A 24968-nucleotide genomic window follows, 5' to 3' on the forward strand; every position below is an offset into this window, starting at 1 on the left:
CCAGGTGAACGTCCCGGTTCCCGAACTGGAACATATCGCACAAGGTGGCAGGGGAGAGCTCCTCTCGACGGGGCGCAGTTCAGGACTCGTGACGCCGCCGCTCGTCTGTCATCCCGTGCCGAACGCGGCGTCGACCTGCTTGTTTCACGACAACAGGAAGAGTTGAACCCCATCCGTGTGCGGGCCGTAGAGGTAATCGAGAGCCCGCGTATGTGCGCGCTGTCAGGAAGATGACCGATTTCTTTAAGGAGCTTCAAATGTCTCATGCGCGAATTACGGCATGTGCTGTGATCGCCATGGTCGCGACCCTGACCATGACCGCTTGCGGAGCCGACTCTGAAGGGAGTCCCGCAAAGATCGACAAGAAGGACGCAGTCGCCGGGTCGGACAGTGACACCATTGTCCCTCTCGTTCCCGCTCCGGAAAAGCCGGACAGCGGAGACAACTCTGACGTTCTCGAGAGCATCATCAAGGGCATCGAAAAGGGTGCACCGGCGGTAATTGAAGTTTGCACAGACATCGACCGCAAGGGCCTGTGCAGCGACAGCATCCCGTTCGAGGAGTCGAGCCTCGTCGGCAAGTTCTATGCGGCCAAGAATGAAAGCACCGGCGAGGAGACTTCAGTTCACTTCAACGACAAGATTTCCTACATCGATAATCGGACAGATCATCGAATCTGCTTCTATGAGAACACCGAGTTCGGTGGAGAGAAGCTCACGATCGACGCCCATGAGAAGGTAAATAGCCTCAACCCTTCCGGAGATGACACCGGAGTTAATGATGAGATTTCTTCCCTGAAGCCGTGCTGAATGAGGCGGGAACGGTCGACCGCGAAGGTCTCGGGTCTTTTTTTCTTGTCGGGCGGCTGACAACGGCTGACGTGATGAGGTGGATCGGCCCTGACGGCCCTGACGGCCCTGACGGCCCTGACGGCCCTGACGGCCCTGACGGCCAGCGACTGCCCGAGGCCCTGCTCGCCAGGTTGAACGCGGCCTCGCGCCCGCACCGGTCCCGCCTCGTGCTCATGGCGGATGCCAGGGCATCTGCCTGGAGATTCCGCACCGCCGTGAGCGCGGTCAATTGGCCTCCCGGACTGAAAACAAGGACACAGCCTGCCCCGCAAACAGATCTCCGCCGGCGTCGAGCACGGCTTCGCCCGCATGAAGACCGGAAAGCCCTCTGTGACTGCCGCCGCAAAGGCGACGGCAGTCACACGTCATGTTGGGCATCGGAGGGAGGCACAGCCCCGCCCTCGGCGGACAGGCGGGCGGCCCCGCGCGCAGTCCGACCCTGCCCGGAACGACTCGAATCATTCACGACAGCCCTCTTACTATACAGAGGGGCGCAGAACGGACACGCGAAAAGTGGTTCTTTCGCCACCACACGGGGGCGAAAGAACCACTATTGCATCAACGCCCGAAACGGGTGGGAGGGGTCACATTCCTCGAATTGAGCAAGGAAACGGATGCCCCGTCCTTATCCTTCGCCGGCAGACTTACGGAACTTGGATCAACTGGCCGATAAACCGGTTGCATAGAGGCAGCGTGGGCCACAGGGACCGCCGGAACAGCCTGCGCGGCAGAACTCGATGCAGCTGCACTCTCCGGCGTGGCGTAATTTGACGCTCGCACCCCCACGTAATTGTGGTAATGCGGCGCTTCTTTGGTTACCTGATATAGACCCTTGGCTGAATCTTTCACGCTGATCCACTTTCTGAACCCATTGGCCCCCATTGTATTCTTTTCATTTTCGTTCATTGCCCCCGTGCCCTTCGATATGCCATACAGCCAGCCACCGACCCTTTCGCCTCTCGATGGCAGACAGACTCCCTTGAGGTGGGGATATGTGGCGTAATACTCGTTGATCGCTGACGACATGTCTTCATTTCTGTGCGGCATAAATATCCCTCAAATATTCTCCGGCGAGCCTTGCTTGCTGCCACGCGATTGCATCCCCCGATCGGTGGCCAGCCTGAAAGGCTCAGTTTTTTCTGTCCAATAGCAACAACGTCAGCGCATGCCATTTGGTTCAACCCGCCTTCGACGGATCGACCGCAGGCCGCTGTTCATCGACCGTGGCGTGCCGCTCACCGAGACGGCGATCGCTGGGTGGCGAAGCTGATCAACCGCACCGCGCTGAAGCTGACGGCTGCCGAGCTGCCTTAACGGGCGGCGCGGGCGGGGCCGCGACGCGGTCCCGAGAGGTCGTTGTATCCCTATCTCATACGGGAATTGGTGTTTGTGTCCTGAGAATTGGGTCGCGCCAGGGGTCGCCGGTGAGGCGGCCGCAGGTCGGTCATGGCGAGGTGGATCATGACCTCGGAGCGGGCGGGGAGGGTGTCTCAGTCGTGGGCCAGGCGCAGGTGGCACATCAGCCACCCGTAGGTCCGCTCCACGGTCCAGCGCTTGGGCAGCGGAGTGAATCCCCCGGTCTCAAGGGCGCGTTGGACGACTTACCCGTTGATACCGAGGGCGGCAGCGTGCTCGACGAGGTGCTGACGGAGCCGTCGTCCACCCCCAGACCTTGCGGGCCGACGAGTGGGCAGCGGCCCTTGAGCAGCCAAATGGCCGCCCCACCGGTCAGAAGACCGGGAGCATCGCGTCTGATCAACGGCAGGTCTGGGACTTCGGTCAGGGAAGAACCCGTCGTAACTTCATCGGGACGATTCTTCCGGCGCCGCAGCGGGACGTTCCTCAGGATTGAGTCTCTTTCGGAGGGATTCGGCATCGGTGTGGCCGAGACGGTCCATGATGGCCAAGGCCTCGGTCCAGGCGACGCGGGCCGCTTCCGGAGTGCCCGCACTGAGTCGGGTGTCGCCGAGGTGGGTCAGAGTACTGGCGACGAACCAGGGAAGGTCGCCCTGCAACCGGTAGAGGTCGAGGGCACGCTGGAAGGCATCGACGGCTTCGGCGTGTTGCCCGAGGTGATGGTGGGCGCAGCCGATGGTGTCCCAGGTATGCGCCACGTTGGTGACGTCTCCCAGTTCCTGGCTCAGCGCCAGGGCCTGCCGGCAGTGATCGAGTGCCTCCTGGTGGCGGCCCAGCAGCATCTGGTTCCAGCCGACAGCATTGAGCGCGGACGCGATCGCCGTCCGGCTGCGGATGTCGTCGGCGCCCTTGCCTTCGCAGGCGCGGAACAGCGCGAGGGACCGTTGTGCTGCATCCCTCGCGCCTTCCAAGTCTCCCTGTTGTTCCAGTGACCAGGCCAGAACGCGGTGGCTCTCGGCTGCGGCTCTGAGATCGCCGCTGTCGGTGCACAGTTCGATCGCCCGCCGAGCTTCGGAGGCCGCCCGGTCGAGATGTCCCAGGCCCGCCATGGCAAGGCCGAGGCCGCGATGGGCGTATGCCTCGGCCCTCTGGTCGTCCAGTCGGCGCGCAGCCTCCAGGGCGGCGCGCTGCGCAGCCTCTTCCTCCTGCCACAGGCCACGCAGATGAAGGTAATTGGACACGGCCCAGGCAAGTCGCCAGGTGTGGGTGTCGTATCCGTGCGCGGCCGCCTGCTCCACAGCCGCGATGAGCACCGCCTGTTCGGCAGTGAACCAGGCTGTCGCCTTTCCCGCGTCGCCGTCGAACTCCTCGGGTCGTACGCCTTCGGCCACGGGATCGAGGGGAACGAGAGCGCGGGCCAGGTTGGTGAGCGCGGCGGCCTCGTGGGCGGTGTGAAGGTAGTGGTCGAGCGCGCGGTGGCGAGCGGCCCTCACCCGCGCGGGGGTCTCGAATGTCTGTGTGAGTTCACCTGCGTAGTTGCGGAGCAGGTCGTGGGAGGCGTAGCGGCCGGGGGCCGTCTCGTCGAGGAGGTGTGCTTGCACGAGCTGTGCGAGCAGGCGCCGGGTTTGCGGGAGGGGGTGGCCTACGAGGCTTGCGGCCGCGGGCGCGGTGGTGTCGGGGCCCGGGTGCAGGGCGAGGAGACGGAACAGGCGGGCGGCCTCGGGGGTGAGGGCGTGGTACGACCACGAGAAGACGGCGCGTACGTCGGCGGCGGTGTCGCCGTCGTCCTGGAAGGCGTCGAGGTCGGCGGCGCTGTCGCGGAGCTCAGCCGCGAGGGCGGCGAGTGGGAACCCGGGGCGAGTGGCCGCTCGGGCGGCGGTGACGGCGAGAGCGAGTGGGAGGCGGGCACAGCGGGCGATGATCTCGTCGACGGCGTCCGGTTCGGCGTCCACCCGGGCGGTGCCGAGGCGTCGTGCGAGCAGGGAGCGGGCTTCGGCGGATGTGAGGACATCGAGATGAAGCGGATGGGCGCTGTCGACGGCGATGAGGCCGGTGAGCCGGTCACGGCTGGTGATGATGGCCAGGGTGCCGGGGGTCGCAGGCAGGAGGGGGCGCACCTGGGCCGCGTCGCGGGCGTTGTCGAGGAGCAGGAGCAGCCGACGGCCCGCGATGTGGGTGCGGTAGGTGGCGGCGAGAGCGTCGAGGTCCTGGGGAAGTGCGCGGATGTCGGCGCCGAGGGACTCCAGCAGGGTGCGCAGGGCATGTTCGGGGGTGACGGGCACGCCTACGGGGTCGAAGCCGCGCAGGTTCACATAGAGCTGACCGTCGGGGAAGCGATAGGCGACTTGGTGAGCCCAGTGCACCGCGAACGCGGTCTTACCGACGCCTGCCGTACCGGCGACCGCGCTGACGATCACGGTGCCGCTCGCGGATAATGCGGTCGCCCGTGCCAGTTCAGCCTGTCGGCCGACGAACACCGGCAACACGGGAGGGAGTTGTGCTGGGACGGGAACGGACCGCAGGGTTGCAGGAGCAGGATCGGGCGAAGGCGGCGCACTGAGGAGAGCGGGGTCGGCCTGGAGGACGCGCTGGTACAGCGCCTGTAGCGCCTGACCGGGGTCCACGCCCAGCTCCTCCGCGAGCAGCGCCCGTGTATCGCGGTAGGTGTCCAGTGCCGCGGCCTGCCGGCCCGAGCGGTAATAGGCCAGCATCAGCAGTTCACGGAAGCGCTCGTCCAGGGGATGCCCGGCAACCAGCTCGCCGAGCTCGGCGACGGCCTCCGCAAGGTGGCCGAGATCCAGTTCGGCGGTGAGGCGGTCGGCCGTTGCGGACAGCCACAGTTCGGTCAGACGCATACGTTGCTGCTGTGCGTAGTCGCCCCGGACGTCGGCCAACGGTGTGCCGTGCCACAGACTGTTCGCTTCACGAAAGAGCTTCACCGCCCCCGCGATGTCGCCCTCGCCGCGTGCCCGTTCGGCCTGAGCGCACAGGTCACGGAAGCGGCGTAGGTCCAACTCGAACACGGCACAGAGCTGGTATCCGTCACCGACGGAACGAATCACCGAGTTCGAGTTCGCAGGGGCGCCCACCGGGTCGAGAGCCTTGCGGAGCCGGTGGATGTAACCGCGCAGAATGCCGGAGGCGGAGGCCGGAGTCTCGTTTCCCCACACTGCGGCCGACAGCTTGGTCATCGAGACCTGCGCACCTTCTGCCAGCAGAAGCACAGTCAGCACCGCGCGCTGCTGCGGTGGGCCGAGCGGGACCTCGGTCTCGTCACGCCATGCCCGGACCGGACCCAGCACCGAGAACCGCAACTGCTGCTCCAACATAGACGCCCCTCCCCACAAGCGGTCTCCAGTCTCTCAGAATGGGCGAGTGACCCGGTCGAGCCCGAAGGAGCCGGGGGGCTCGTGCCATCTTTGATCGGGTGGGCCGCTGGTCGGTCGAGAGCTGCCGACAGGGCCGCTGCCGGGGCGCGTGCTCGGACCATGGCATCAAGCGAGACCGACCTGGAGCGCCGTCAGGTACCGGAGCAGCTCAATTCACCTCGGCAGCAAGCTCAGCGAGCGAGTGCCCGGTCATGTACCGCCGGCCGGAGAAGCAGCAACACCTGCAGCGGCTGTCACGCGATCGGTGGCCACGCCGAAGATCCTCAGTGATGCATGTCACGGGGGGTGGGTGAACCTGGGGGGTGTGTTGCTCGATGTGTCTGTCGAACCAGCGGGGACACATGGGGAGACAGTGAATGGCGATCCTGCGGCCGCGTGCCACAAAAGCCACGAGTCACGAAGCGGTCATCAGGGCTCTGTACGCGGAGCACGGCCGGGCACTGCTGGCGTACGCGACGCGTCTGACGGGTGACCGGCTGATAGCGGAGGACGTGGTCCAGGAGACCCTGATCCGTGCGTGGCGCCATCCGGAGGTCGTGTCCAACCCGCAGGGGTCGTTGCGGGGGTGGCTGATCACGGTGACCCGCAACCTCGTCGCGGACCGCTACCGTGCCAGGGCCGCCCGTCCGACGGAGGTGGCGGAGAGCGAGACGACGGTCCCGGTGCAGCAGGACCACTCAGACAACGTCGTCGAGTCGATCGTCTTGATGGATGCTCTCGCCCAGCTCAAGCCCGACCAGCGGAACGTCTTGATGGAGGTCTACTATCACGGGCGCAGTGCCGCCGAGGCCGCGGTACGGCTCGGCATCCCGGAGGGTACCGTCAAGTCCCGGGCCCATCACGCTCTGAAAGCCCTGCGCAAGGTGTATGTGGGCAAGCCCGGCAGCGACGTCCAGCTTCGGAAGGTGGCAGTGTGACCACGCAGGAGCACTCCCATGACGTACTGCTCGGCGCCCACGCGCTGGGCCTGCTCGACGCCGACGAGCGAGCCAGGCTTGAGGAACAGATCGAGGCGTGCGAGGTATGCCAAGTGGAGCTGGCCGATCTGAGGGCACTCGAGGCCGAACTCGGGGAGGTACCGCCTGAGTTCTTCCTGGACGGGCCGCCCGAGGACGGCGATCTGCTGCTCCAGCGCACCCTGCGCCAGGCACGTCAGGAACACACGGTCATCCAGCGCCGCAGGACGCTCGTGACCGGCCTCGTCGCCGCGGCCCTGGCCGGCGTACTGCTCAGCGGCGGATACCTCGCAGGCCAGACACACACCTCCCCCGACACCCTCGCGTCCAGGTCCGCCGAAGACCCCGGCGACGCGACCTGGACAGGCTCCGCGACGGACCCGGCGACCCGGGCCACGATGAAAGCGACCCTGACACCGGCCGCGGGATGGGTCCGCGTCGACGCCACGGTCGCCGGACTCCAGCCCGGCGAGAAATGCCGGCTGATCGTCCTGTCGACCACAGGCGAGCGCGAGATCGCCGGCAGCTGGGTAGTGGCAGACCACCAGCCCACGACACAAGGCGACAGCCAAAACCTCTCCGGCTCCGCCGCCATACCCATCGACCACGTGAAATCCCTGATCGTAGAGAACGACCAAGGAAAACACTACGTCGAAGTGACCGTCTGATCCGGGCCATTGGTCACGGACCACGGACCGACAGATCACCAAGGTATCGCCGAGGCCAACCGACCCAGGGATGAACTCTCAGCCTTGTCCATGTTTTCGCGGGCAAGGCTGCCGTCGCCTCGTCATCCGGCATGCGGAGGCGGTTCAGCGGTCTCTCGCACGGGTCGACGAACCGAGGTGCGCGGCTGCGTGCTTCCTGCGCGGCATTTCTCTGTGGTCCTGACTGGCGACAGCACCGGCGCAGAGCCGACAACAGGACGCCGGAGCCGTATGCGCACGACCTGCTCTCTGGCGGATCACGCAGAGGAACGGGCCATTGACCGGCCGAGCCGCGGTCCCGAGGGACGCTGCGCTCGCAATCACCGTCGTCGGCTCGCCGGCGGTACGTGACGAATGCCGGTGCCCCGTCAGGTGCCGTCGGTGAACACGGTCGGGTCCGCCGCCGGTACCGCACCCGTACAGGTTGCAGGGCCCCATCACGTCTCCTGCTACCACTCCTGGAACATCAGCTGGAGGGCAGTACGAAGAGCGTCGGCTCCAGATGGTGTTCGATCGCCGGGCGCGGCCGGCACGGCCTCTGCGTCGAAGAACCGCAGAACGCGCGGCATGCGGCGCCGCGCACTTCCTGTCGAGTCCGCACACCCGAAGGGCTGACCGCTCCGACGGAGCAGCATGCGGGTCGCCCCCAGGCAGCGGCTTCAGTCCCCGGGTGGCGTACTCAGCCCGTGCCCGTGTCCGCCCCGACGGCGGTGAGCAGTTCCCGTGCTTCGGAACCGAGTCTGGGTCCCGCGAGCCACCGTGCTTCGCTCGGCCCAACCGAGGTGTTACTGACGAGCGCCAGTGTGCCGTCCTGTCTGGCCATGAACCAGCCGCCCCCGGAAGCGCCGCCGTTCATCGTGCAGCCGATCCGGTAGAGGGTGGGGTCCTCCGTCGCGATGGACAGCCTGCCGGGCCGGTCCTGGCAGGAGAACAGCAGATTGCCGTCGAACGGTGTCTCCGCCGGGTATCCCCAGATCTTGAGGGTGGGGATCGCGGTGATGGCCGGCGCGTCGAGCGCCACCGGGATCGCGTACCCGATGGCCTCCTCCAGTGACGCGGTGGGATCCCCGGAGCGGCGGACATGCAGGACGGCGAAGTCATAGGCCGCGCCCGCGCCACCGACCTCCTCACCCTCCCGCGCCCAGCCGGTGGAGACGGCAGCCCGGTCGGCCCACCAGACGCCCAGCGGGGAGATCTGCCGTGTGTCGGTGTCCGCGCTGCTCACGCCGGGCAGCGCCTCGTTGTTGTAGGACGGCACGAAAACGATGTTGCGGTAGAAGGAACCGGTCCGGCCGGTGTGCACGCAGTGGCCCGCGGTCCACACCAGGCTCGAGGCACCGGGGTCCGCGGGATCTGTGACTGCGGTCCCGGAACAGACCCGGCGGCCTTCGGGGGTGTCGAAGAAGACCTTTCCCAGGACGGCCGCGTTCTCGACATACGGTGCCTGCTCGGGCTGTGCCACGACGGGCTTCGGCTCGGGGTCGGAGACGCGCGAGTCGATCTGCGTTCCGTCCTGCATCGCCATGTCGTAAGGGACGGCCTCGGCCATGTCCGACGACGACCAGGTCTTGGGCTCGGTGAACCGGCTGACGGTTTGGGCCTCCTGGGCTGACGGACTCTGGCAGCCGGTGACTGTGAACAGCAGTGAGGCCGTCACCCACAGGAGCATTCCGAACGGTCTTCCCCTCCGGCCACTGCGGCCCTTCATCTCATTACCCATCGCGTGCCGCCGCCCTTTCCTGTGCTGTGAAGCCGTCCGTCATGAGCCGGTGAATCGCCGTCTCTCTGCCGGCTCAACCGCGCGCGGCCACCTCTGCCGAAAGGGAGAGCGTCGCGGCAGAGGTGGCCTGATGCGCGGGCGGTGCCCGCAGAGAACGGGGGTCGCCGAGTGGTCACTGAGTGGCGGTGGCGAATTCCCCGATGAAGACCGAGCGGGTCTTGTTGTCGAAGTTCTGCGCGGCGAGGTTCGCGGAGACACCACTCTCCAGGAGGAGAGACTTCCCGGTGCAGTCGGGGCCGTCCCACAACTTGATCGGCTTGCCGACCGACTGGTCGTCGTCCGGGCTGATCGAGGAGATGGCGCCGCCCAGAGAGGTGTTCTTGCAACCTCGGCCGGAGACGGTGCCGACCGCGCTCTCGGAGTCGTTGGGGTCGTCGGTGAACTTGTAGAGTCCGTCCTGGGAGCGTGCGACCAACTTGGTGCCCTTTGTCTCGCCTCCGGCGGAGCCGTTTCCGCCCGTGGCGCCGCCGTTGCCGGACTCCTCGATCTCGGGCTCGGCCACTTCGCCACCGTCCTCGCCGGACCGCTTGCCGTCAGGGGTCACACCGAACCAGGTGCCGCCGACGCCCTGACCGTTGGTGTCACCGGGCTGCAGATCCTTGCTGAACAGGTACAGCGGCGCCTTGCCGAGGGTGAGCTGAAAGCCCTTGCCCCGCCTGATAAAGCCGACGTCCGACTTCTTGATGCCGTCGATGAAGACCTTGCCGCCCGGCTTCACGAGATACGGCGGCCAGATCTGTTCGCACGCGTCGAAGCAGTTGGACTTGCCTGGCGTGTCCTTGTCGAACCGGTAGAGAACGAAACCGGCAGCGTTCGTCACCACGGGATCCAGATCTCCAGCCGAGGCGGCCGACAGCTGAACCCAGTTGCGAATGACGGGACTCGACTGCTTCTTGGCAGGGGCCGCGTTGGCGGCGAAGTCGCCGGTGCTCAGATCAGCCTTGTTCTGCTTGGCCGTACCGTCCTTGAAGTTGACCTCGTCCGCGGCGACCGACGTCTCCGAATTCTTCGCGGCCTGCTCGTCCCCACCACCACAAGCAGTAAGGAGAAGAGCCCCGGCCATCAAGGTCGCCGCGACGGTGGCAATACGAGTGCGATACATGGGAGAACCCCCGAAAAATGGTGGCATTGACGTTCTGGTCTTTTCAGATCGGCTGGCACACCCGACACGGCTGCCGCGGCGTGTGGAGTTCTAAAAAGGAGCGCACGTTATCCAACTGTGATAAATGGAGGAATGAGACCGCTCCTGGCAGCGCCAGCGGCGGTCAAGCCCGGTCGCCGCGTGCTCCGCCGGCAAGGGGTGCGGGAAGGTGGGGAAGCACGCGGTGACGGGGCGCGGGGTGGAGTTGCGGGACGGACCCGGACGGTCAGAGGCGCACCCCGTGGTCGGCCAGATAGGCGACCGGGTCGATGTCCGAGCCGAAGACCGGTTCGGTCCGTACCTCGAAGTGCAGATGAGGGCCGGTCACATTGCCGGTGGCTCCGGACAGCCCGATCTGCTGCGCTGCCGACACGGTCGCCCCCTGCCGGACGTCCAGGCGGGAGAGATGCGCGTACAGGCTGTACTCGTGTTCGGCGTGCCGGATCAGAATGTAGTGGCCATAGCTGGCGTCGGTGGCCGACATCAGCACCATTCCGGGCAGCACGCTCACGACAGGCGTGCCGACCTGGACCGCCAGATCGACCCCGGTGTGATGACCCGTTGACCAGTTCCCTGCCTGGGCGTACGTCGAGGTGATCACGTATCCCCGGACCGGAGCGGTGGCCGCGCCGGCCGTCCGGCCCTCCTCCGAACCCGCGCCCTGGCGCTGCTCGGCGCTCGGCGACTGCTCGGGCACCTCCGGCACCTCTCCGCCCGGTTCCTCCTCCGGCGGCGCCGCGACCGAGTCGGAGTCCGCGTCGGACCCGGACTCCGAGTCGGACCCGGCGTTCGCGTTCGCGTCCTCGTCCTCGGGCAGCTCCGGTGCCACGATCACTCCGCCATCGGGCTGCTCCTCAGCAGCCGGCGGCATCACGCTCGCGGTCGGAAACGCGGGGAAGGTGGTGACGGTCAACGGCGCCGGGGTGTCCCCGGCGACGTCCCGCTCATTGCCCGAGAAGGCGAACGCTGCCACCGATCCGACGGCGAAAAGAAGACCGACGGCAAGGATTATCCGAGCCTTCCTGTCGAGACCGAAAAGGAGCGAAGAGCGCGCGACGCCAGGTATGCGGGGACCGCTTCGAAGGGGAGGAGTCCGTGCGGTGCGCGGGAGACGGAAGCGCAGGCGAAAGCGTGAGCGTTCCGGTGCCCCGAAATCTGCATCCGGATCAAAATCCGGGTCCCTACCATCGTCTCGGTCGGGTGAAAGTTCGGGCTTGACGGGCTGCCTGAAATACTCCACAGAAAACTCCGGAAGTCGCGGCTTAGTTCGGATACTGCGGTGCGACGTCGCCGCTCGTCTCGGGCTGCCAATAGGAGAACTTTTCTTCGATCCTGCCATCCGGGGCTCCACACCCACGTCCGTCCGGGTTCACACGCGACGAACAGGCCCGCGAGGGCATTTTGAGGGCCGCCTGCTCAATTTCCGCCGCGCGCGCTTCCGTTTGGGCGTACGTCATCGTCACTTCCTCTAGTTTATGGAATTCGCACACGAAGCCCATCTGGTAAATCATCGAAGGCTTCATATCTCGTGGTGGATGGCTGTCCGACGGTTCAGTGAATGCCTCTCAGAGATTCCGCGAATTCGGGTGGAAGCACCGAAGCCAACGCCGTCGGGCCCCCGAGGGGCCCTGGCCTGGATCGCCGGAACGTGCTCTGGACAGGCCACCGGCCAAGGTGCGCGACAACCAAGCAGCACGGCGTCCGCCCCTGCGTCTTCGGCCTTGCGAGGCAGGCTCACCAGGCCACCTCGCGGCGCACCGGCCTTCACGGCAGTCCCCATGCCCTCGCCGCCCGTGGCCTTGAGGGATCACCCGCCCTCTCGCTCACCGCTCTCACCTCTCCCAACAGCCGTCCCACGCGGCTCGCCCGACCGGATCCGGCACACTCCCGTGACTGAGGGGTGGGGCAAGCGATCTGTTCGTTCGTGCTCGGCAACGGCTCCGACCGCCGCGCAGTTCAATTTCGATCGATCGGGATCCAGGAGTGAACTGCCGACGGACTTTCGCCGCAGGTGACCGCCGCAGGGAGCGCACGGAGCCGAACCACCCTCCTGCGCAACCTTCGACACCCCAGCACTACGGCCGATCGTCGCGGGGGGCACAGAAGCCAGGAATCCGGCACCCCATCTGTCGCGGATGGGATGCCGTGCCGTGCATCGACACAGGTGCTCGGGAGCCTCGCCTACCGCCTGGCTGCCCACTCGGCTCCACGGAAGCGAATCTCTTCCCGATCGCCCGGATCTGACCGCTAGAGTCGCATAAATGTGTAAAAAGCTTGATGAAGTGATCCCTGAACCCTTAGGTCAATGCGCACGTTGTAGAGAGCGAATGCAGCACTAAAAAATCAGAGTGACACAGGACGTGACAATATGCCTTACAAGAACGCAGACCAAACCGCTGCAATCAAAAATTACTACCACGGCAGGCCGGAGCGGCATGGGAAATGCCCAGAGCCGGGATACCCGATATACCAATGGTTTATTTCTTTGCGTAATGAGAATGGGTGGATGAATGAGTCAGAAGCCAGCGAGGCCAGGAAATACAGGCTGGGTACATTCCTCCTTCCTCATTCAAACATAGCGGGGCGATACACCCTTAGTCGACTTACCCCGAGTTATTTCGAGGAGGCAGCCCAGCAGTCACCCGCCCCTTCTCACACACCCCCCGAGATCTCCGCTGTTGCGGCGTCCAAGCCAGTTGCAACTGGACCGGGACGCGGCACGGGCATTCTGCTGCCCGTTTTCGATTGGGGAGGCGTTGCTCGCGCGCAGTCAAGTGCGTCGCAGAAGCGCTGATGAACCAGCCGTGCCGTTTTAGTAGGGCGCGGCGATGCACTGGACGGTGCAGTGCCGCATCAAGCAACGTTCGCCTGTGCATGGTTGGCCTGGCTCGTCCCCGAGTGACTCGTTGAACGGGGCATGCCGAGGACTGGGCGCGTGAATGGTCGTGGCGAAGTGCCGTAGACCGTGAAGCGTTTTCAGGGCGGCACCCGTGCTCTACCCGGACTCGGGGGACGGCTCGGCCCTCGCCCATGTCCTCCGGCGCGTCGATCGGGGGACGAGGCTTACCTCCACAACGCAGAGGGCTCCTGAACTGTCGAGAGAGGCGTTCCACGTCTCAACTCATCAGCGCAGGAGCTTCGTTGGCTCCCCATCCCGCAGCTCGTACTCCCGCCGCTCGCAATCCCACCGCTCGTAGGCGGCCAGCGGGAAGGTTTCGCGTACCTGACGGCCGCGGGTGAGGCGCGCGTGCATGCGAGCGAGATCCCCGCAACCACCTGGACTTGCTCGGACTGGCAGCCATCGTGATTCGGACGCGGTCGGCGGACCGTTGGTGCACCGCATCTCCGCCCCCGTACCCCACCGGCCGGGTCGCCGGCAGGTGTGCTGGGACTGCGTATGCGCAGATGCGTGCTGTGCTCTCGGCACTCGGCATTTCCGTAGGCATCGCCACGATGATCCTCGTCACCGGCGTACCGGCCTCCAGCCAGCAGGCACTACTGCACCAGCTGACCGCTGGGCATCGACCGGCTCAGGGCCAAGCCCCTGGTCCCCCAGGGTCAGGAACAGATCAAGTTGCCGCCGCAGGCCGCCGAGATGGCCGCCCGCATCGGGCCCGTCACGGCCACCGGCCCAGTCGCCGACACCCACCAGTCCGTGCGCCTCACCGATCCCGCCGACGCGCTCGCGGCCAAACGCGCCATCCAAAGCGCCTCTTCGACGCTGTTCCTGTCGCTGGCCGGCATCGCGCTCGCAGGGGGCGGGATGGGTGTGGCCAACACCATGTACATTTCGGTCCTCGAGCGGCGCCGTGAGGTCGGCCTGCGGCGGAGCCTGGGCGCCGGCCGCGGACAATCCGGGGGCGGTTCCTCACCGAGTCGGAGGTGTTGTCGCTGCTGGGCGCGTCCGGAGGCGCCGTCGTCGGGGCGCTGTGCACCGCGGGTTACGCCGTGCTGCGGGACTGGCCAGTCGTCATCCCTCTCGACACGCTCAGCCTGGGCGTCATCGCCTCCTTCGCGGTCGGCGTGCCGGCGGGGATCAACTCGGAATGCACAGTGAAGGCTTTCGGGTCCCATTCCTGAGCTTGCTGTGCCGCGAGGTGGCGGTCACCCCGTGCGACCGTCAGGGCGCGTGGTCCTGCCGCGGCCCCGCGGATGTGACCGACACCACAGGAGCCCCCAGTCAGCCAGGGGCAGGCGGACGGCGGCGGCGGTGTCCTTGGCGACCCGGTCGGTCAGGATGATGTCCGCGTCCTTGTCCCTGGTGTTCGCAGCAAGGACAACCACCGCGTTGACCAGCCCAGACTGCCTCCGAGAGGCAGGTGTGCGCGGCCTTGCTCCATATCGCCAGGGGCCGTTCGTCAAGACCGGGCGGACACCAGAGCCGCTGGACGGCAAACTGCCGTGACTCAGCCGTCAGTTGATCCGTCTCGGCCGACTGTGCGTAGTAGGACTGAGCGACAGGCGGCGTCTGTTGCCACACATTTGCTCAAACTGAGGAGCTTCGATGAAGGACGATGAGATGGCATCCGCCTTGTACGCGGCAGATTTCGACATCGACCCGGAGACCAAACGCGCGATCCTTCCGCCGCAGCAGACATCCGTTCCCCTATCTATCCGCTTGCACAGTTCCACAATCAGGTCAGGCAAACTCAACAGCGCGTTGGGGCCTCGCTCAAAAACCGCTGCAGAATTTAAGGGTTTCCGAACGCAGCAGGACGCGACAGGCAGATGGGGGTTGGCGCAGGACACGCCCAGGACGGAGCAGGGCATATCCGATCGTAATTTCGCTGATGCCGTGAGGGCGGCAGACTTCATGATCGATCCGGCGACAGGCCGTCCAGTCCTTCCAACAGCAAGATCATCATCTCTGGCCGCACATTTGCATTCCGCACTGCCGGGAGCGAACGGAATCAAAACCGGGCTCAAACCACACACAATTCAAGCGCTGAGGGATCAGGGATTCCACATCCAGCCATCCGGTGGCAAATGGGGGCTGGCGGATGACACGCCCAGGTGGGGGGACGGAAAGCAGTGGATAACGCGCGCTGAATTTATGCGCAGGCAATCGACGACCGAATCAGGCATAACAATTCCCGTAGATATCGCTACGGGTAGGATTCAAGCACTGGCCGCGGCTGCCCTGTCGGCCGAGAATTCCCGTGCGCTTGCTGCACCGCGGGAGCGGCAGGCGCCGGGACCAGGGCAGGGCAGTTATGGCCCTGCCGCGCCACGACGGGAGTCAGGGGTGCCGCTGCCGAGCATCGCAGCACTCGAACGGTCTGGCCACCTCCCGTTTCGGGATTTCACTGCAGCGGCCGCGGCTCAGGTCGCGGGCGTAACTCCCCGCTCCACACAGTCACAGCATCCCACGGCGGAGAGCGGCCCGTACCCCAATTACCCCAGCCAGACACAGCGGGCTCCCGGTCAGCAGCGTTGATCACAGGGGCTCTGACCCAATGCCGAGCGTTCTCCTCATGGGTGATACAGCAACTTCGGCGAGGACCGTGACTTCCCGACAGCAAGCGCAAGAATCACCGCAAGAGGCAGAGCTCGCTGGATGCCTTGTCAACTGCGGCTACGATGTGCGTTTTGCTGCGACTGAAGCGACTGGTAAGCGGTAGGGTTGGTCGACGTGCTCGAATTCTCCAGGTGAGATTCCCGTGAACCAGCAGGGGAGCCCCCTAGTTCAGCAGCTCGAGCAATTCTCTCCTGCTGCAGCCGCTGCACCTCCTGCTCTGCCATATGCCTTTTACCTTCTCGAAGCGCAGGTGCAACCCAGGGGGCCTTGATGGCCTGCAAGCCTATAGACAGGCCACGGACATCACGATTCGCCTCCGCGGTAAGCATGGCCGAATTCAGAGCACTCACGTCTGCAGTTCTCAGGCCGGACACCTTGCGACTGCGAGGAGGGGGAGGGAACTCGTTTTTCGCTACCTCCCGCCAAGCCGTAGAAGCAAGGTGCTCGATATGCCCAAGAATCTCCCTTCCAGAAGAATTATAGGTACCTATATTGGCCTTGCACCACGCATCCCTCCAGGAACTAAAATCTTGCTCGCCAGTCATTATCTTTCCATGAATTCCCGGCCAACTATTTTCAAATGACATAGCCCCGGGTCGCCGTGCCCACTGCGCGTACGCTCGAGGATCTCCGTTGTGTATCTTATTCAAAACCGACGCTCGGGCGATATTGCGGTAACACAGCAGACCTTGCTCCAGGCCCGGCGATTCAGGATGAATCGCCATTCTCGCGAACTTCGCAGCCTCTGCAGCCACACCATCTACAGTAGCAGCCATAACTTACCCCTAAACAATACCGGAGGAATTCTCTGGTGGACCGGAAGATTGTTCATCCGTTCCCACCACGTGTGCAAAGCGACTACGTGCTGACGATAGAAATGGTTCACCGGGCCGCGTTCGAGGGAGGTGGCGGGCCGGGGCCCGCCACCTCTTCAGATGGGCGATGCCGTGTCCAGCCTGGATGCGGCCCGAGGAGTGCGCCCTGCGCCGGCGTTCGTGCACCTCCTCGTACCAGTCCGGGGCGTTCCTACGTGCGATGCGGTGGTGTGATCACCCGGCCGCCGGGTCTGCGCGCCCAGGCCCGAGTCCGGCAGCAGTCTCCCGATGTGGCGTCGCATAGCGCGACCCCACCGACTTCCTCCGCGACGGACCGACGGCCGGCTGTTCGGCTTGGACGGTCTGGGCGGTCTGGTTCTCTTCGGCCGCTGATGCACCCGGCGGTACAGCGCCACTCGCGGTTATGGAGCGAAGGCAGACTACGAGTCGGTGAGATCCGCGCCCGTGCCTGGAGGGTCACTCGGCTCGCCGAGCCGGCGCCATCGGTCACGGAGGGGTTCGGCAAGTTGCTCGGCGTCGGCGTCGCCGAGTTCGTCCATGGCGTCCAGTGCCTCGGTCCACGCGGCGCGGGCCGCCTCGGGGTGGCCGGCGCTGAGGTGGGTGTCCCCCAGGTGCATGAGAGTGATAGCTCTGAGTCGGGGAGCATCGAGCTGCCGGTAGAGGGCGAGGGCGTTGCCATAGGCGGCTACGGCTTCGTCGTACTGTCCGAGGTGATGGAGCGCATGGCCGATGCTGTCCCAGGTGTCCGCCGTGCCGGCGTCGTGGCCGAGTTCTTGTTGCAGGGCCAGTGCTTGCCGGCAGTAGTCGAGGGCTTGTTGGTGCTGCCCGAGGAGGGTGTGGCACCAGCCGACCGCGTTGAGCGCGGTCGCTATGGCCCGCTGGCCGCGGCGGTCGTCGCCAGAGCGGCTGGCACAGGCCCGGAAGAGCATGAGGGACTGATGAACGGCGCCGAGCGCGGCTTCCGGATCGCCCTGGCGAACCCTTACCCAGGCCAGGTTGTAGTAGCTGTCCGCGTAGGCTCTCATGTCGCCCGATTGTGTGAACAGTTCGACGGCCCGTTCGGCATGCATGCGTGCGTCGTCGAGGCGGCCCAAGTTCCCCGTGGCAAGGGTCAGACCGTTGTGCACATGGGCTTGGGCGGTCCGGTCGCCCAGCCGGCAGGCCACTTCTATGGCGGCACGGTGTACAGCCTCTTGCTCGCGCCATAGGCCTCGTAGGTGCAGGTGATGGCCGATGGCCCAGGCGAGTTGCCACGTGTGGGTGTCGTATCGGCGGTTGGCGGCCTCTTCACGGACTGCCAGCAGCACCGCCTCCTCTGCGGCGAACCAGGCCGTCGCCTTCCCTGTGTCTTCGGTGAGCTGTTCGGGGTGCACCCCCTCGGCTGCGGGCGCCAGGGAGATCAGTGCACGTGAGGTCGTCAGTGCGGCGGCCTCGTGGGCGGTGTGGAGGTAGTGGTCGAACATCCTCAGTCGGGCAGCTTGCACCTGTTGGGGTGGTTCGACGGTGTCGATCAGCTCGGTGGCGTAGGCGCGCAGCAGGTCGTGCGAGACATAGCGGCCGGGGACGGCCTCGTCCACGAGGTGAGCCTGGGTGAGTTCGCCGAGCAGCTGTCGGGTGCGGGGGACGGTGAGGCCCGCCAGGCTGGTGGCGGCGGGCAGGGTGACGTCGGGGCCCGGGTGCAGTGCGAGCAGCCGGAACAGGCGGGCGGCGTCGGGGGTCAGGGTGTGGTAGGACCAGGAGAAGACGGCACGCACGTCGGCCGCGGTGTCGCCGCCGTTGAATACGTCCAGGCCGTCGGCGCTGTCGCGCAGTTCGTCCGCGATCGATGCCAGGAAGACTGCCGGCCGGGTCGCGGCGCGGGCCGCGGTGATGGCCAGAGCCAGCGGCAGCCGGGCGCACTGGGCGATGATCTCGTGGACCGCGTCCGGTTCGGCTGTCACGCGTTGCTGTCCCAGGCGGCGGGCGAGCAGTTCGCGGGCCTCCGACGGGGAGAGCACGTCGAGGTTCAAGGCGTAGGCGCCATCGACAGCGACCAGTCCGGCAAGCCGGTTGCGGCTGGTGACGATGACCAGACAGCCGGGCGCACCGGGCAGCAGCGGCCGCACCTGGGCGGCATCGCGAGCGTTGTCCAGCAGCAGAAGTATCCGCTTGCCGGCGAGCTGGGTGCGATACCGGACCGCGAGCGTGTGGATGTCCTGCGTCATACCGTTCGTGTCCGTGCCAAGCGACTCCAGCAGTGTCCGCAGGGCGTGCTGGGGCGGGACCGGAAGACCGATCGGGTCGAAGCCGCGCAGATTCAGGTACAGCTGACCGTCGGGGAAGCGGTCGGCGACCTGCCGCGCCCAGTGCACCGCGAAGGTGGTCTTGCCGACGCCCGCCATGCCCGCGATGGCGCTGATCACGACGGCGCCGGCTGCAGGCAGTCGGGCCACTTCGGCCAGTTCCGCTTCCCTGCCGACGAAGGCCGCCAGATCGGCGGGGAGTTGGGCTGGGGCAGCTGGAGCCAGGGCAGAAGCCAGGACAGGAGCCGGGGCGGGCGCAGCGTGGGCGGGCCCAGCGTGGGCGGGCCCAGCGTGGGCGGACGGAGCCAGCAGCCCAGCGTCGGCTCGCAGGACGCGCTGGTACATCGTCTGCAGCTCCGGGCCGGGATCGACCCCCAGCTCATCCGCGAGCAGTATCTGTGCCTCGCGGTAGACGGCGAGAGCCGCCGCCTGCCGCCCTGACCGGTACAGGGCAAGCATCAGCAGTGCCCTGAGCCGCTCGTCCAGCGGGTCCTCGGCAACCAGCCCGGCCAGCTCTCCAGTTATCGGCGCGTGGGCGCCCAGGTCGAGTTCGGCCGTGAAGCGGGCCACCTGAGCGGACCGGCGCAGCTCCCCCAGCCGCTGCCGCTGGCTCTGCGCGTACGCGCCCCGGATGCCGGCCAGTGCTGCCCCTTGCCACAGACCGAGGGCATCACGCAGGTACCTCAGCATGTCCTTGGTGTCCCCGGCGCTGCGTGCCCGCTCGGCCTGAACCAGCTGTTCCTGGAAGGCGCCTAAATCCAGCTCCTCCGGCGTCACACGAAGCTGATAGCCGTCACCGGTGGAGCGGATCATGGACGACGAGGCGTTCCCGCCGGACTCGAGCGACTTCCTCAACCGGTGGACATAGCCCCGCAGAATTGTGGACGCCGAGGCCGGTGCCGCGGTCCCCCACACCGCATCGACCAACCGAACGGCCTGGCACCTGCGAACCCTCCGCCAGCAGCAGCACGGCCAGTACCGCACGCTGCTGAGGGGGCCCGAGTTCGACCTCGGCTTCATCACGCCACGCCCTGACCGGCCCCAGAACCGAGAACCACAACCGCTCTTCCACCGGCCTCCTCCTCAGGGAACTTGCAGCCAAGGCGACAACGGGGGCCACTTGCCGGGTTAGCCACGCGGACGGCTTCCAGAGTCTAACGGCGGGGTCTGTCGAACGACGCTGTCCTCAAAGTGGTTGGGGCTACTGGCAGATCGGGAAGTGCCGGCGGCCGAGGTGGCATCCAGGGCGTGAGGGCGGTTCGCCACGAACGCCCCCGACCGGCCGACGTCGGCCACTGGCCCTGGGGCACTGGAGCCTTCGATCTCCTGCCGACGACGACGGCTGAAGGGCCCAGTACTGGTGCACTTTGGCCGGCTCGCCGAGTCGGACAGGGAGGAGTGTGGGCCGAGATCCGTCGGCTTCACCAAGCCGAGCAGATGTCGATTCGAACAATTGAACGGATGCTGCGGATCGCAAGGCGCTCCATCCGTAGTGCGACGGCGGACGACGCACTACGCATGAACCAGCGGGCAGCGAACGGCTCGAACGCGAACGCGGACGCGGTCGGGTCGGGTCGGGTCGGGTCGGGTCGGGTCGCAGAAGCGTGCGCTGCTCGAGCAGTTGCCGAAGCTGCCGACAAAGGTGATTGCAGGGACTGGCTGATACCAAGGTCTGACGGTGCTCGACGATCGGGTCCAGGACCTCGGCCTTGGGTACAGCGGTACAGCGGTAGGCCGCACGTCGGGCAGGTGCCGGAACCAGGCCGACTTGCACGCGGTCGAGCAGTACCGGCGCAGCGGTCGGTCCTTCGTGGCTCGGCGCATCGCGGGCGTCAGGCGCGGGAGCCGTCCGGTGCCGGGTCTGAGGTCAGCGGCTCGTGGCACATCGGGCAGCGCCGCGTGTCAGCCATACCTCCGTCTACGCCCATCGCCGCCCGCGCGCCACCGCCCTCAGTCCGCCGGTGTCTTATCGCTGACGAGCCGGAGAGCGGGGCGCTTGGGGGCGAACTCACGGAGTTCCAGTGCTGCCTCGCGCCAGTTCGCGGCGAGGTGGAGCAGGCGTTCGCTGTCGTGGCGGTAGCCGGGCGGCGGGGTGTTCGGGACGGTCGGCCAGAGGATGGTGGCGGCGAAGCGGACTGCGTGCATGGCGGCGGTCGCGTGGCCGTCGACGCTCCCGCCTTCCAGGCGCCGCAGCATGTCGAGCGGTGCAGCGGCAGCGAGGAGTTCGTCGTACACCTTCGCGTATTCCTGCGCTCGTACGGCCTGGAGGTCATCCACGGTGCGCGCCTGCTGCGTTCGGGGTGGGGCTGGGCCTGGAGCCGTTCGCGCAGGTCGATCTCTTCGGGGCTGAGCGGGTCCTCGGGCCGGCGGATGCGGACGGGTTTGGGCCGCAGCAGCAGGCCGTCGTCCTCGTCGGCCTGCTCGGCTTCGGCGAGGGCCCGGTACAGCGAGGCGACCGAGGGGTTCTTGCCCGCGTGAGGAGTTCGAGCTGGATGCCGCTGGCCTGGAGCTCGGCGGACAGCGTCATCAGCTCGGCCGCGTTCTGCGCGAGCCGCTTCAGCTCGTGCACCGTGAAGATGACCGGTGCCTCGGGTGCGGCTTCCTTGAACTGGTGGGCCAGGCCAGCGCCTTCTCCAGCTCGGGCCGGACCTTGACCTTGAAGACCTTGTGACACTCCGCCCGGTGGAGGGCTTCGAGCTGGCTCGCCAGCTCCTGGCGGGCGGCGTCCTGGCGTACCCGATCCGCACCGGCCGTTCGGTGCGGGGCGCGGGGACGACGGCGAGCGCCGGACCCTGCTTCCACGCGCGGCCCGGGTGCCGGTCGGCGGGCACCGGGATCTCCAGTTCCTCGCGGAGCGCGGGGACGAGGACGAAGCGGGGGGTGTGGTACTTCGCGGCGGTCTTCCCGCCCCGGGTGCGGCAGGCGCTGCCAGCGGGCGCGTCACAGTTCAGGCAGTCGTGACGTTCTGCCGCCAATGCGGCCTGATCGGGCGTCAAATCCATGGCGGCAGTCCCTCAGAAGCACCTCGCACAACCCAGGCCAGTGCCCTGAGGCCGCCCCGCCTTCGCGATGACGGGACGGATCCCACGCTGGCAGAACAGGCGCCGGTACTTGTCGTGCTCGTAGCCGTGGTCGGTCAGCAGCGCGTCCGGGCACAGCCGCGGTCTTCCGACCCGGCCCGCGACGGCGCGGATCTCGTCGAGCGGCGGCAGGAGCTGGGTGCACGCGGTGAGAGCCGGTAAGGCGACCAGGCGGGGCCAGCTTGTGGGCGGCATGACGTCGACCGGCCGTCCCAGCAGACTCGGGCTTCCCAGGTGCTGGCCCGGGGAGTTCTCGCGCAGGCGGCAAGAGACCGAAGGGATCGACGATGCCGCCTTGGCTGGATGGTCCGGACACGTGTCACGGGGCGTAAAGAGCTCCTTCATCGTGGGGTGGTGCCTGCTTCGTTGCGAGAAAGCCACCGCTGAGCTGGCCGTCCGCCACCGGACCGAGCATCATGCCATCACCCCGGAGCCTTTACCGACAATGCCGTGAGCGACCCCGGAAAGAAGCCAGCTGCTTCGTGTGCCGCCGCGCTGGACAACTTCAGGAGTGTGCGGGAATGTCCGCCGGAGTACCGATGAGTAATTCGGTCACCTCCGTTGACGATGAGACCGTTGCCCCTGAGGCCGCGCGGGTGCCGCGGTGCTGCTGCCCGCCGAATGACTCGGAGTTTCAGCCGCCGGCTTCATGCGAGCAAGTTCTCTCGTCGAGAGTGCACCTTCCGGCTTCAAAGCGTTCACCCTTTCCGACGACCCCCCCCTCCCATCGAGCGAGAGCATTTGCGCTTGCGGTGCGAAAGTGGACGATTTTCTCGGCTGGAGTCCCGCAGCATCGCGGACGCTCAGCCCATTTATTGTTGACTGCGCAGCATGCGGCCGCCGCACCAAAGCATCTTCGCCAATGAGTTGACGGTAATTTGTACCCAGCTCTGCAATTTTGCTCTGCGCATTCTTGGTGGCCGCCTCAAGGTCATTGGTTACCTGCGAAACAAAATCCGCCACCCTTTTCATGCCGTCGTGCATATTTTCGGAAGTGTCCGGACTCCCGTAGGGAGTGCGATCCATTTCGATGGCCCGCACCCTTTCTAGTGCCGAGTATGCGCTATCGATTTTCTGTCGCGCCCGGCTGGCCGTCTCTTCCAACTGGTAGACAGTGTCATTGACCGCGTCCGAGTAACTGGCGAATGCCACCTGCGAGAATTGATCGCTCCCGCGACCTGACGGAGAAGTTGCCGCAGCGCTTCTTTCATGATCGAACTGTGACGCAACGAATTCGGCACGCTTCGCGTCAGCTCGCTCCCACCCCTTGAAGACTGCATGCAATTTATTGATTTTATCGCCAGTTACGTCGTAAACCTCTTGCCGACTTCGCTCGTACAGAGCGATGGCCTCTTTGGCCTTTCCAGCACCTCTTGACGCTGACAAATTTTTAGCCTTGAATACATTACGCACCGAGGCAAACAGCCCGCCCTGATTCTCCTTCCGGTACATCTCGGCCAGCTTGCTAGCGACTATCCCTGCATGTTGGCCGTTCGGGAGATCGAATCGAGCCGCCGACCCGCGCTTCTGCGACTTACCGGAGGCCTGAGCGCGAGCGAAGTCGTAGATGTCCTTGGCAATTTCGTCGAGATTATCCATCCAGCACGTCCCCTATAGGTTGTTCTCGAGTTCGTTGTTTGCCGACGCATCCAGGCACGCAGCGACCGATCTCGCCACGTGCACAAAAGGTAAATTCCTTGTCACATATTCCGGCAGAAAAAGCTGTCGTCGGGGCTGATTGGGCCGATTCGCGCTTTCTCAGTCGCCCGAAGCCGCCCGTCCGCTTGAGGGCGCCGGGTCTCTGACTGGTGTCGTGTGGCCGAAGCAACCTCGGCGGAAGTACACCGTGCTGCCGCGTAATCTGGTGGTGGCCGGCGAGGTCTGTGGGGCCGGCGATGTTCCTTCGGTGGTGGCACATTCTTGCCGGCTGTGCCGTGCCTCCATCGCGTATGCGTCGACCGCGGCCTCCTGCTGTCTTGAGATCTTCCGATGAAGATGGGAACGTCGGGTGGAACCCTGGTGCGGTCTCCGCGCTGATTGAGAGACCGGAGTGCGGCGAGACACCCCTGCCTCAACCGCGGACATTGAGGCAGGGGTGAACGCCGTGTGGAGCCGCTGCCCATTGCGGGGGCGCGGCAGCAGCTCCGCATGCCTACCGGCATCCAACCGCTAATACGGCGGTGGGTGGGTTGCAGTTCAACCCACTGGAGCTGATCCGAAAGCCAGCTGACCAGCAGGGTGAGCCGTCCCGCTTTCTGAAGGAGCGGCCGGCCGATTCACCTCGTAAGGGCGTCCTGTTGACTGGGCATTTCTGAGGTCATCGCGACGGGGACTGCCCCCACGGCGGCGGTCGCGTTACTGTCACCCCGTCATGCTTGTTCCGGCGCACCTCGGCTACCCCTTCGATGCAGCCGAGGAATCTGCACTCGTCACCATGTCCCGCCTGCGACTGCTTTGCGCAGAGGCCGGGTCATCGTGCAAAGCAGTCGCCGCCTCTGGTGACCCATGGGGCCATGGCGCGCGTCCTGGGGCACGGCTACCGCCGGTAAGGCATCACATGGTGCTTCGGCCCTCACCAGGCGACACGCACCGTGCTCAAGATCCCGCGGGCACCGAATCCGGAGTGCCTTGTGAACGAGCGGTCTTCCGTCCGACCTGCCCTGCCCCCACAGTCCTGGGGTCGACTGCTTCAAGGGGGGATCCCACGTTGTACGGGCAATCAGGGTCACTAGGGCGGTTGGGCCGGTCGTGGGGCAGTAGATAGAAGATGCGCCGGGCAAACAGGCCACTGTCGATACGCCGAGGCGCCTCGGGTTCGAGGTTGCTGTAGCCGATCAGCCGGCCGTCACGCTCGTAACGGGGCTTTCCCCTGCGTGTGTTGACCTTGTCGAGAGCCTGCCGGACGTAGTCGAGGCGCATGGGGTCTTCGAGCCAGACGATCTCGGTCTCCTGGGCGAGATCGCCTTTCTGCGGCATCGCGCTCATCGGGTCTCCTGTATGCCGCCGGCCTCGCCGGGACCGGTCATTGCGTTGGCTGGCTTGCCGCACCTCGACCGGTGGGGGGCGAAGCAT

Annotated in this window: 14 protein-coding genes and 2 pseudogenes; 4 read left to right on the forward strand and 12 right to left on the reverse strand. The window is 66.0% G+C overall.

All coding sequences use genetic code 11. The features are described from left to right. The first annotated feature begins 257 nt into the window (after positions 1 to 257). The gene (locus tag QF030_RS01805) at positions 258 to 809 is read left to right on the forward strand and encodes a hypothetical protein (RefSeq protein WP_307160852.1); all 552 of its coding nucleotides are present in this window, start codon (positions 258 to 260) and stop codon (positions 807 to 809) included. Positions 810 to 2220: 1411 nt separating this feature from the next. Here the strand turns inward: QF030_RS01805 and QF030_RS01810 are convergent. Both QF030_RS01810 and QF030_RS01815 read right to left on the reverse strand, forming a co-directional pair. Beyond that, positions 2221 to 2549 (reverse strand): annotated as a pseudogene (locus QF030_RS01810) (IS5 family transposase); the annotation flags it as partial. A gap of 104 nt (positions 2550 to 2653) precedes the next feature. Then, positions 2654 to 5536, reverse strand: a complete 2883-nt coding sequence (locus QF030_RS01815; protein ID WP_307160853.1) for an AfsR/SARP family transcriptional regulator — start codon at positions 5534 to 5536, stop codon at positions 2654 to 2656. A gap of 416 nt (positions 5537 to 5952) precedes the next feature. Here QF030_RS01815 and QF030_RS01820 point away from each other — a divergent pair, with 416 nt between their 5' ends. Continuing rightward, entirely contained in the window at positions 5953 to 6513 is a 561-nt protein-coding gene (locus tag QF030_RS01820) for a sigma-70 family RNA polymerase sigma factor (protein ID WP_307160849.1), read from the forward strand. Beyond that, positions 6510 to 7220 carry an anti-sigma factor family protein gene (locus QF030_RS01825; protein WP_307160854.1) on the forward strand — a complete coding sequence of 237 codons (711 nt, stop codon included), beginning with the start codon at positions 6510 to 6512 and terminating at the stop codon, positions 7218 to 7220. The genes QF030_RS01820 and QF030_RS01825 overlap by 4 nt, the downstream gene beginning before the upstream one ends. Before the next feature lie 718 nt (positions 7221 to 7938). Here QF030_RS01825 and QF030_RS01830 read toward each other — a convergent pair. The 4 genes from QF030_RS01830 to QF030_RS01845 form a co-directional block, all read right to left on the reverse strand. Beyond that, the gene (locus QF030_RS01830; protein WP_307160855.1) at positions 7939 to 8916 is read right to left on the reverse strand and encodes a trypsin-like serine peptidase; all 978 of its coding nucleotides are present in this window, start codon (positions 8914 to 8916) and stop codon (positions 7939 to 7941) included. 235 nt (positions 8917 to 9151) lie between these two features. Further along, on the reverse strand, positions 9152 to 10141 hold the full coding sequence (locus QF030_RS01835; RefSeq protein WP_307160856.1) for a hypothetical protein: 990 nt from the start codon (positions 10139 to 10141) through the stop codon (positions 9152 to 9154). Between the two features lie 265 nt (positions 10142 to 10406). Beyond that, complete coding sequence (locus QF030_RS01840) at positions 10407 to 11153, reverse strand: M23 family metallopeptidase (protein WP_307160857.1); 747 nt, start codon at positions 11151 to 11153, stop codon at positions 10407 to 10409. A gap of 289 nt (positions 11154 to 11442) precedes the next feature. After that, on the reverse strand, positions 11443 to 11691 hold the full coding sequence (locus tag QF030_RS01845; RefSeq protein ID WP_307160858.1) for a hypothetical protein: 249 nt from the start codon (positions 11689 to 11691) through the stop codon (positions 11443 to 11445). A 2371-nt stretch (positions 11692 to 14062) separates the two neighbouring features. Here QF030_RS01845 and QF030_RS01850 point away from each other — a divergent pair. Beyond that, positions 14063 to 14260 carry a hypothetical protein gene (locus QF030_RS01850; protein ID WP_307160958.1) on the forward strand — a complete coding sequence of 66 codons (198 nt, stop codon included), beginning with the start codon at positions 14063 to 14065 and terminating at the stop codon, positions 14258 to 14260. 2693 nt (positions 14261 to 16953) lie between these two features. Here QF030_RS01850 and QF030_RS01855 read toward each other — a convergent pair. The 6 genes and pseudogenes from QF030_RS01855 to QF030_RS01875 all read right to left on the reverse strand — a co-directional run bounded on the left by QF030_RS01855 (position 16954) and on the right by QF030_RS01875 (position 24881). After that, the gene (locus tag QF030_RS01855; protein WP_307160859.1) at positions 16954 to 19671 is read right to left on the reverse strand and encodes an AfsR/SARP family transcriptional regulator; all 2718 of its coding nucleotides are present in this window, start codon (positions 19669 to 19671) and stop codon (positions 16954 to 16956) included. Between the two features lie 1095 nt (positions 19672 to 20766). Next, positions 20767 to 21093, reverse strand: a complete 327-nt coding sequence (locus QF030_RS01860; RefSeq protein WP_307160860.1) for a hypothetical protein — start codon at positions 21091 to 21093, stop codon at positions 20767 to 20769. Between the two features lie 572 nt (positions 21094 to 21665). After that, positions 21666 to 21818 (reverse strand): annotated as a pseudogene (locus QF030_RS40750) (zinc finger domain-containing protein); the annotation flags it as partial. A 12-nt stretch (positions 21819 to 21830) separates the two neighbouring features. Then, positions 21831 to 22091 carry a hypothetical protein gene (locus QF030_RS01865; RefSeq protein ID WP_307160861.1) on the reverse strand — a complete coding sequence of 87 codons (261 nt, stop codon included), beginning with the start codon at positions 22089 to 22091 and terminating at the stop codon, positions 21831 to 21833. A 357-nt stretch (positions 22092 to 22448) separates the two neighbouring features. Continuing rightward, a complete protein-coding gene (locus QF030_RS01870; protein WP_307160862.1) occupies positions 22449 to 23495 on the reverse strand; it encodes a hypothetical protein in 1047 nt (348 codons plus the stop codon). Between the two features lie 996 nt (positions 23496 to 24491). After that, complete coding sequence (locus tag QF030_RS01875; protein ID WP_307160864.1) at positions 24492 to 24881, reverse strand: DUF6009 family protein; 390 nt, start codon at positions 24879 to 24881, stop codon at positions 24492 to 24494. Positions 24882 to 24968 lie beyond the last annotated feature (87 nt).

Source organism: Streptomyces rishiriensis (assembly GCF_030815485.1).
Taxonomy (GTDB): Bacteria; Actinomycetota; Actinomycetes; order Streptomycetales; family Streptomycetaceae; genus Streptomyces; species Streptomyces rishiriensis_A.

Coding starts and splice junctions, on each gene's coding strand:
- QF030_RS01805 (WP_307160852.1), top strand. CDS start 258: ATGTCTCATGCGCGAATTACGGCATGTGCTGTGATCGCCATGGTCGCG.
- QF030_RS01815 (WP_307160853.1), bottom strand. CDS start 5,536: ATGTTGGAGCAGCAGTTGCGGTTCTCGGTGCTGGGTCCGGTCCGGGCA.
- QF030_RS01820 (WP_307160849.1), top strand. CDS start 5,953: ATGGCGATCCTGCGGCCGCGTGCCACAAAAGCCACGAGTCACGAAGCG.
- QF030_RS01835 (WP_307160856.1), bottom strand. CDS start 10,141: ATGTATCGCACTCGTATTGCCACCGTCGCGGCGACCTTGATGGCCGGG.
- QF030_RS01845 (WP_307160858.1), bottom strand. CDS start 11,691: ATGATTTACCAGATGGGCTTCGTGTGCGAATTCCATAAACTAGAGGAA.
- QF030_RS01865 (WP_307160861.1), bottom strand. CDS start 22,091: ATGCCGCCCACAAGCTGGCCCCGCCTGGTCGCCTTACCGGCTCTCACC.
- QF030_RS01870 (WP_307160862.1), bottom strand. CDS start 23,495: ATGGATAATCTCGACGAAATTGCCAAGGACATCTACGACTTCGCTCGC.
- QF030_RS01875 (WP_307160864.1), bottom strand. CDS start 24,881: ATGAGCGCGATGCCGCAGAAAGGCGATCTCGCCCAGGAGACCGAGATC.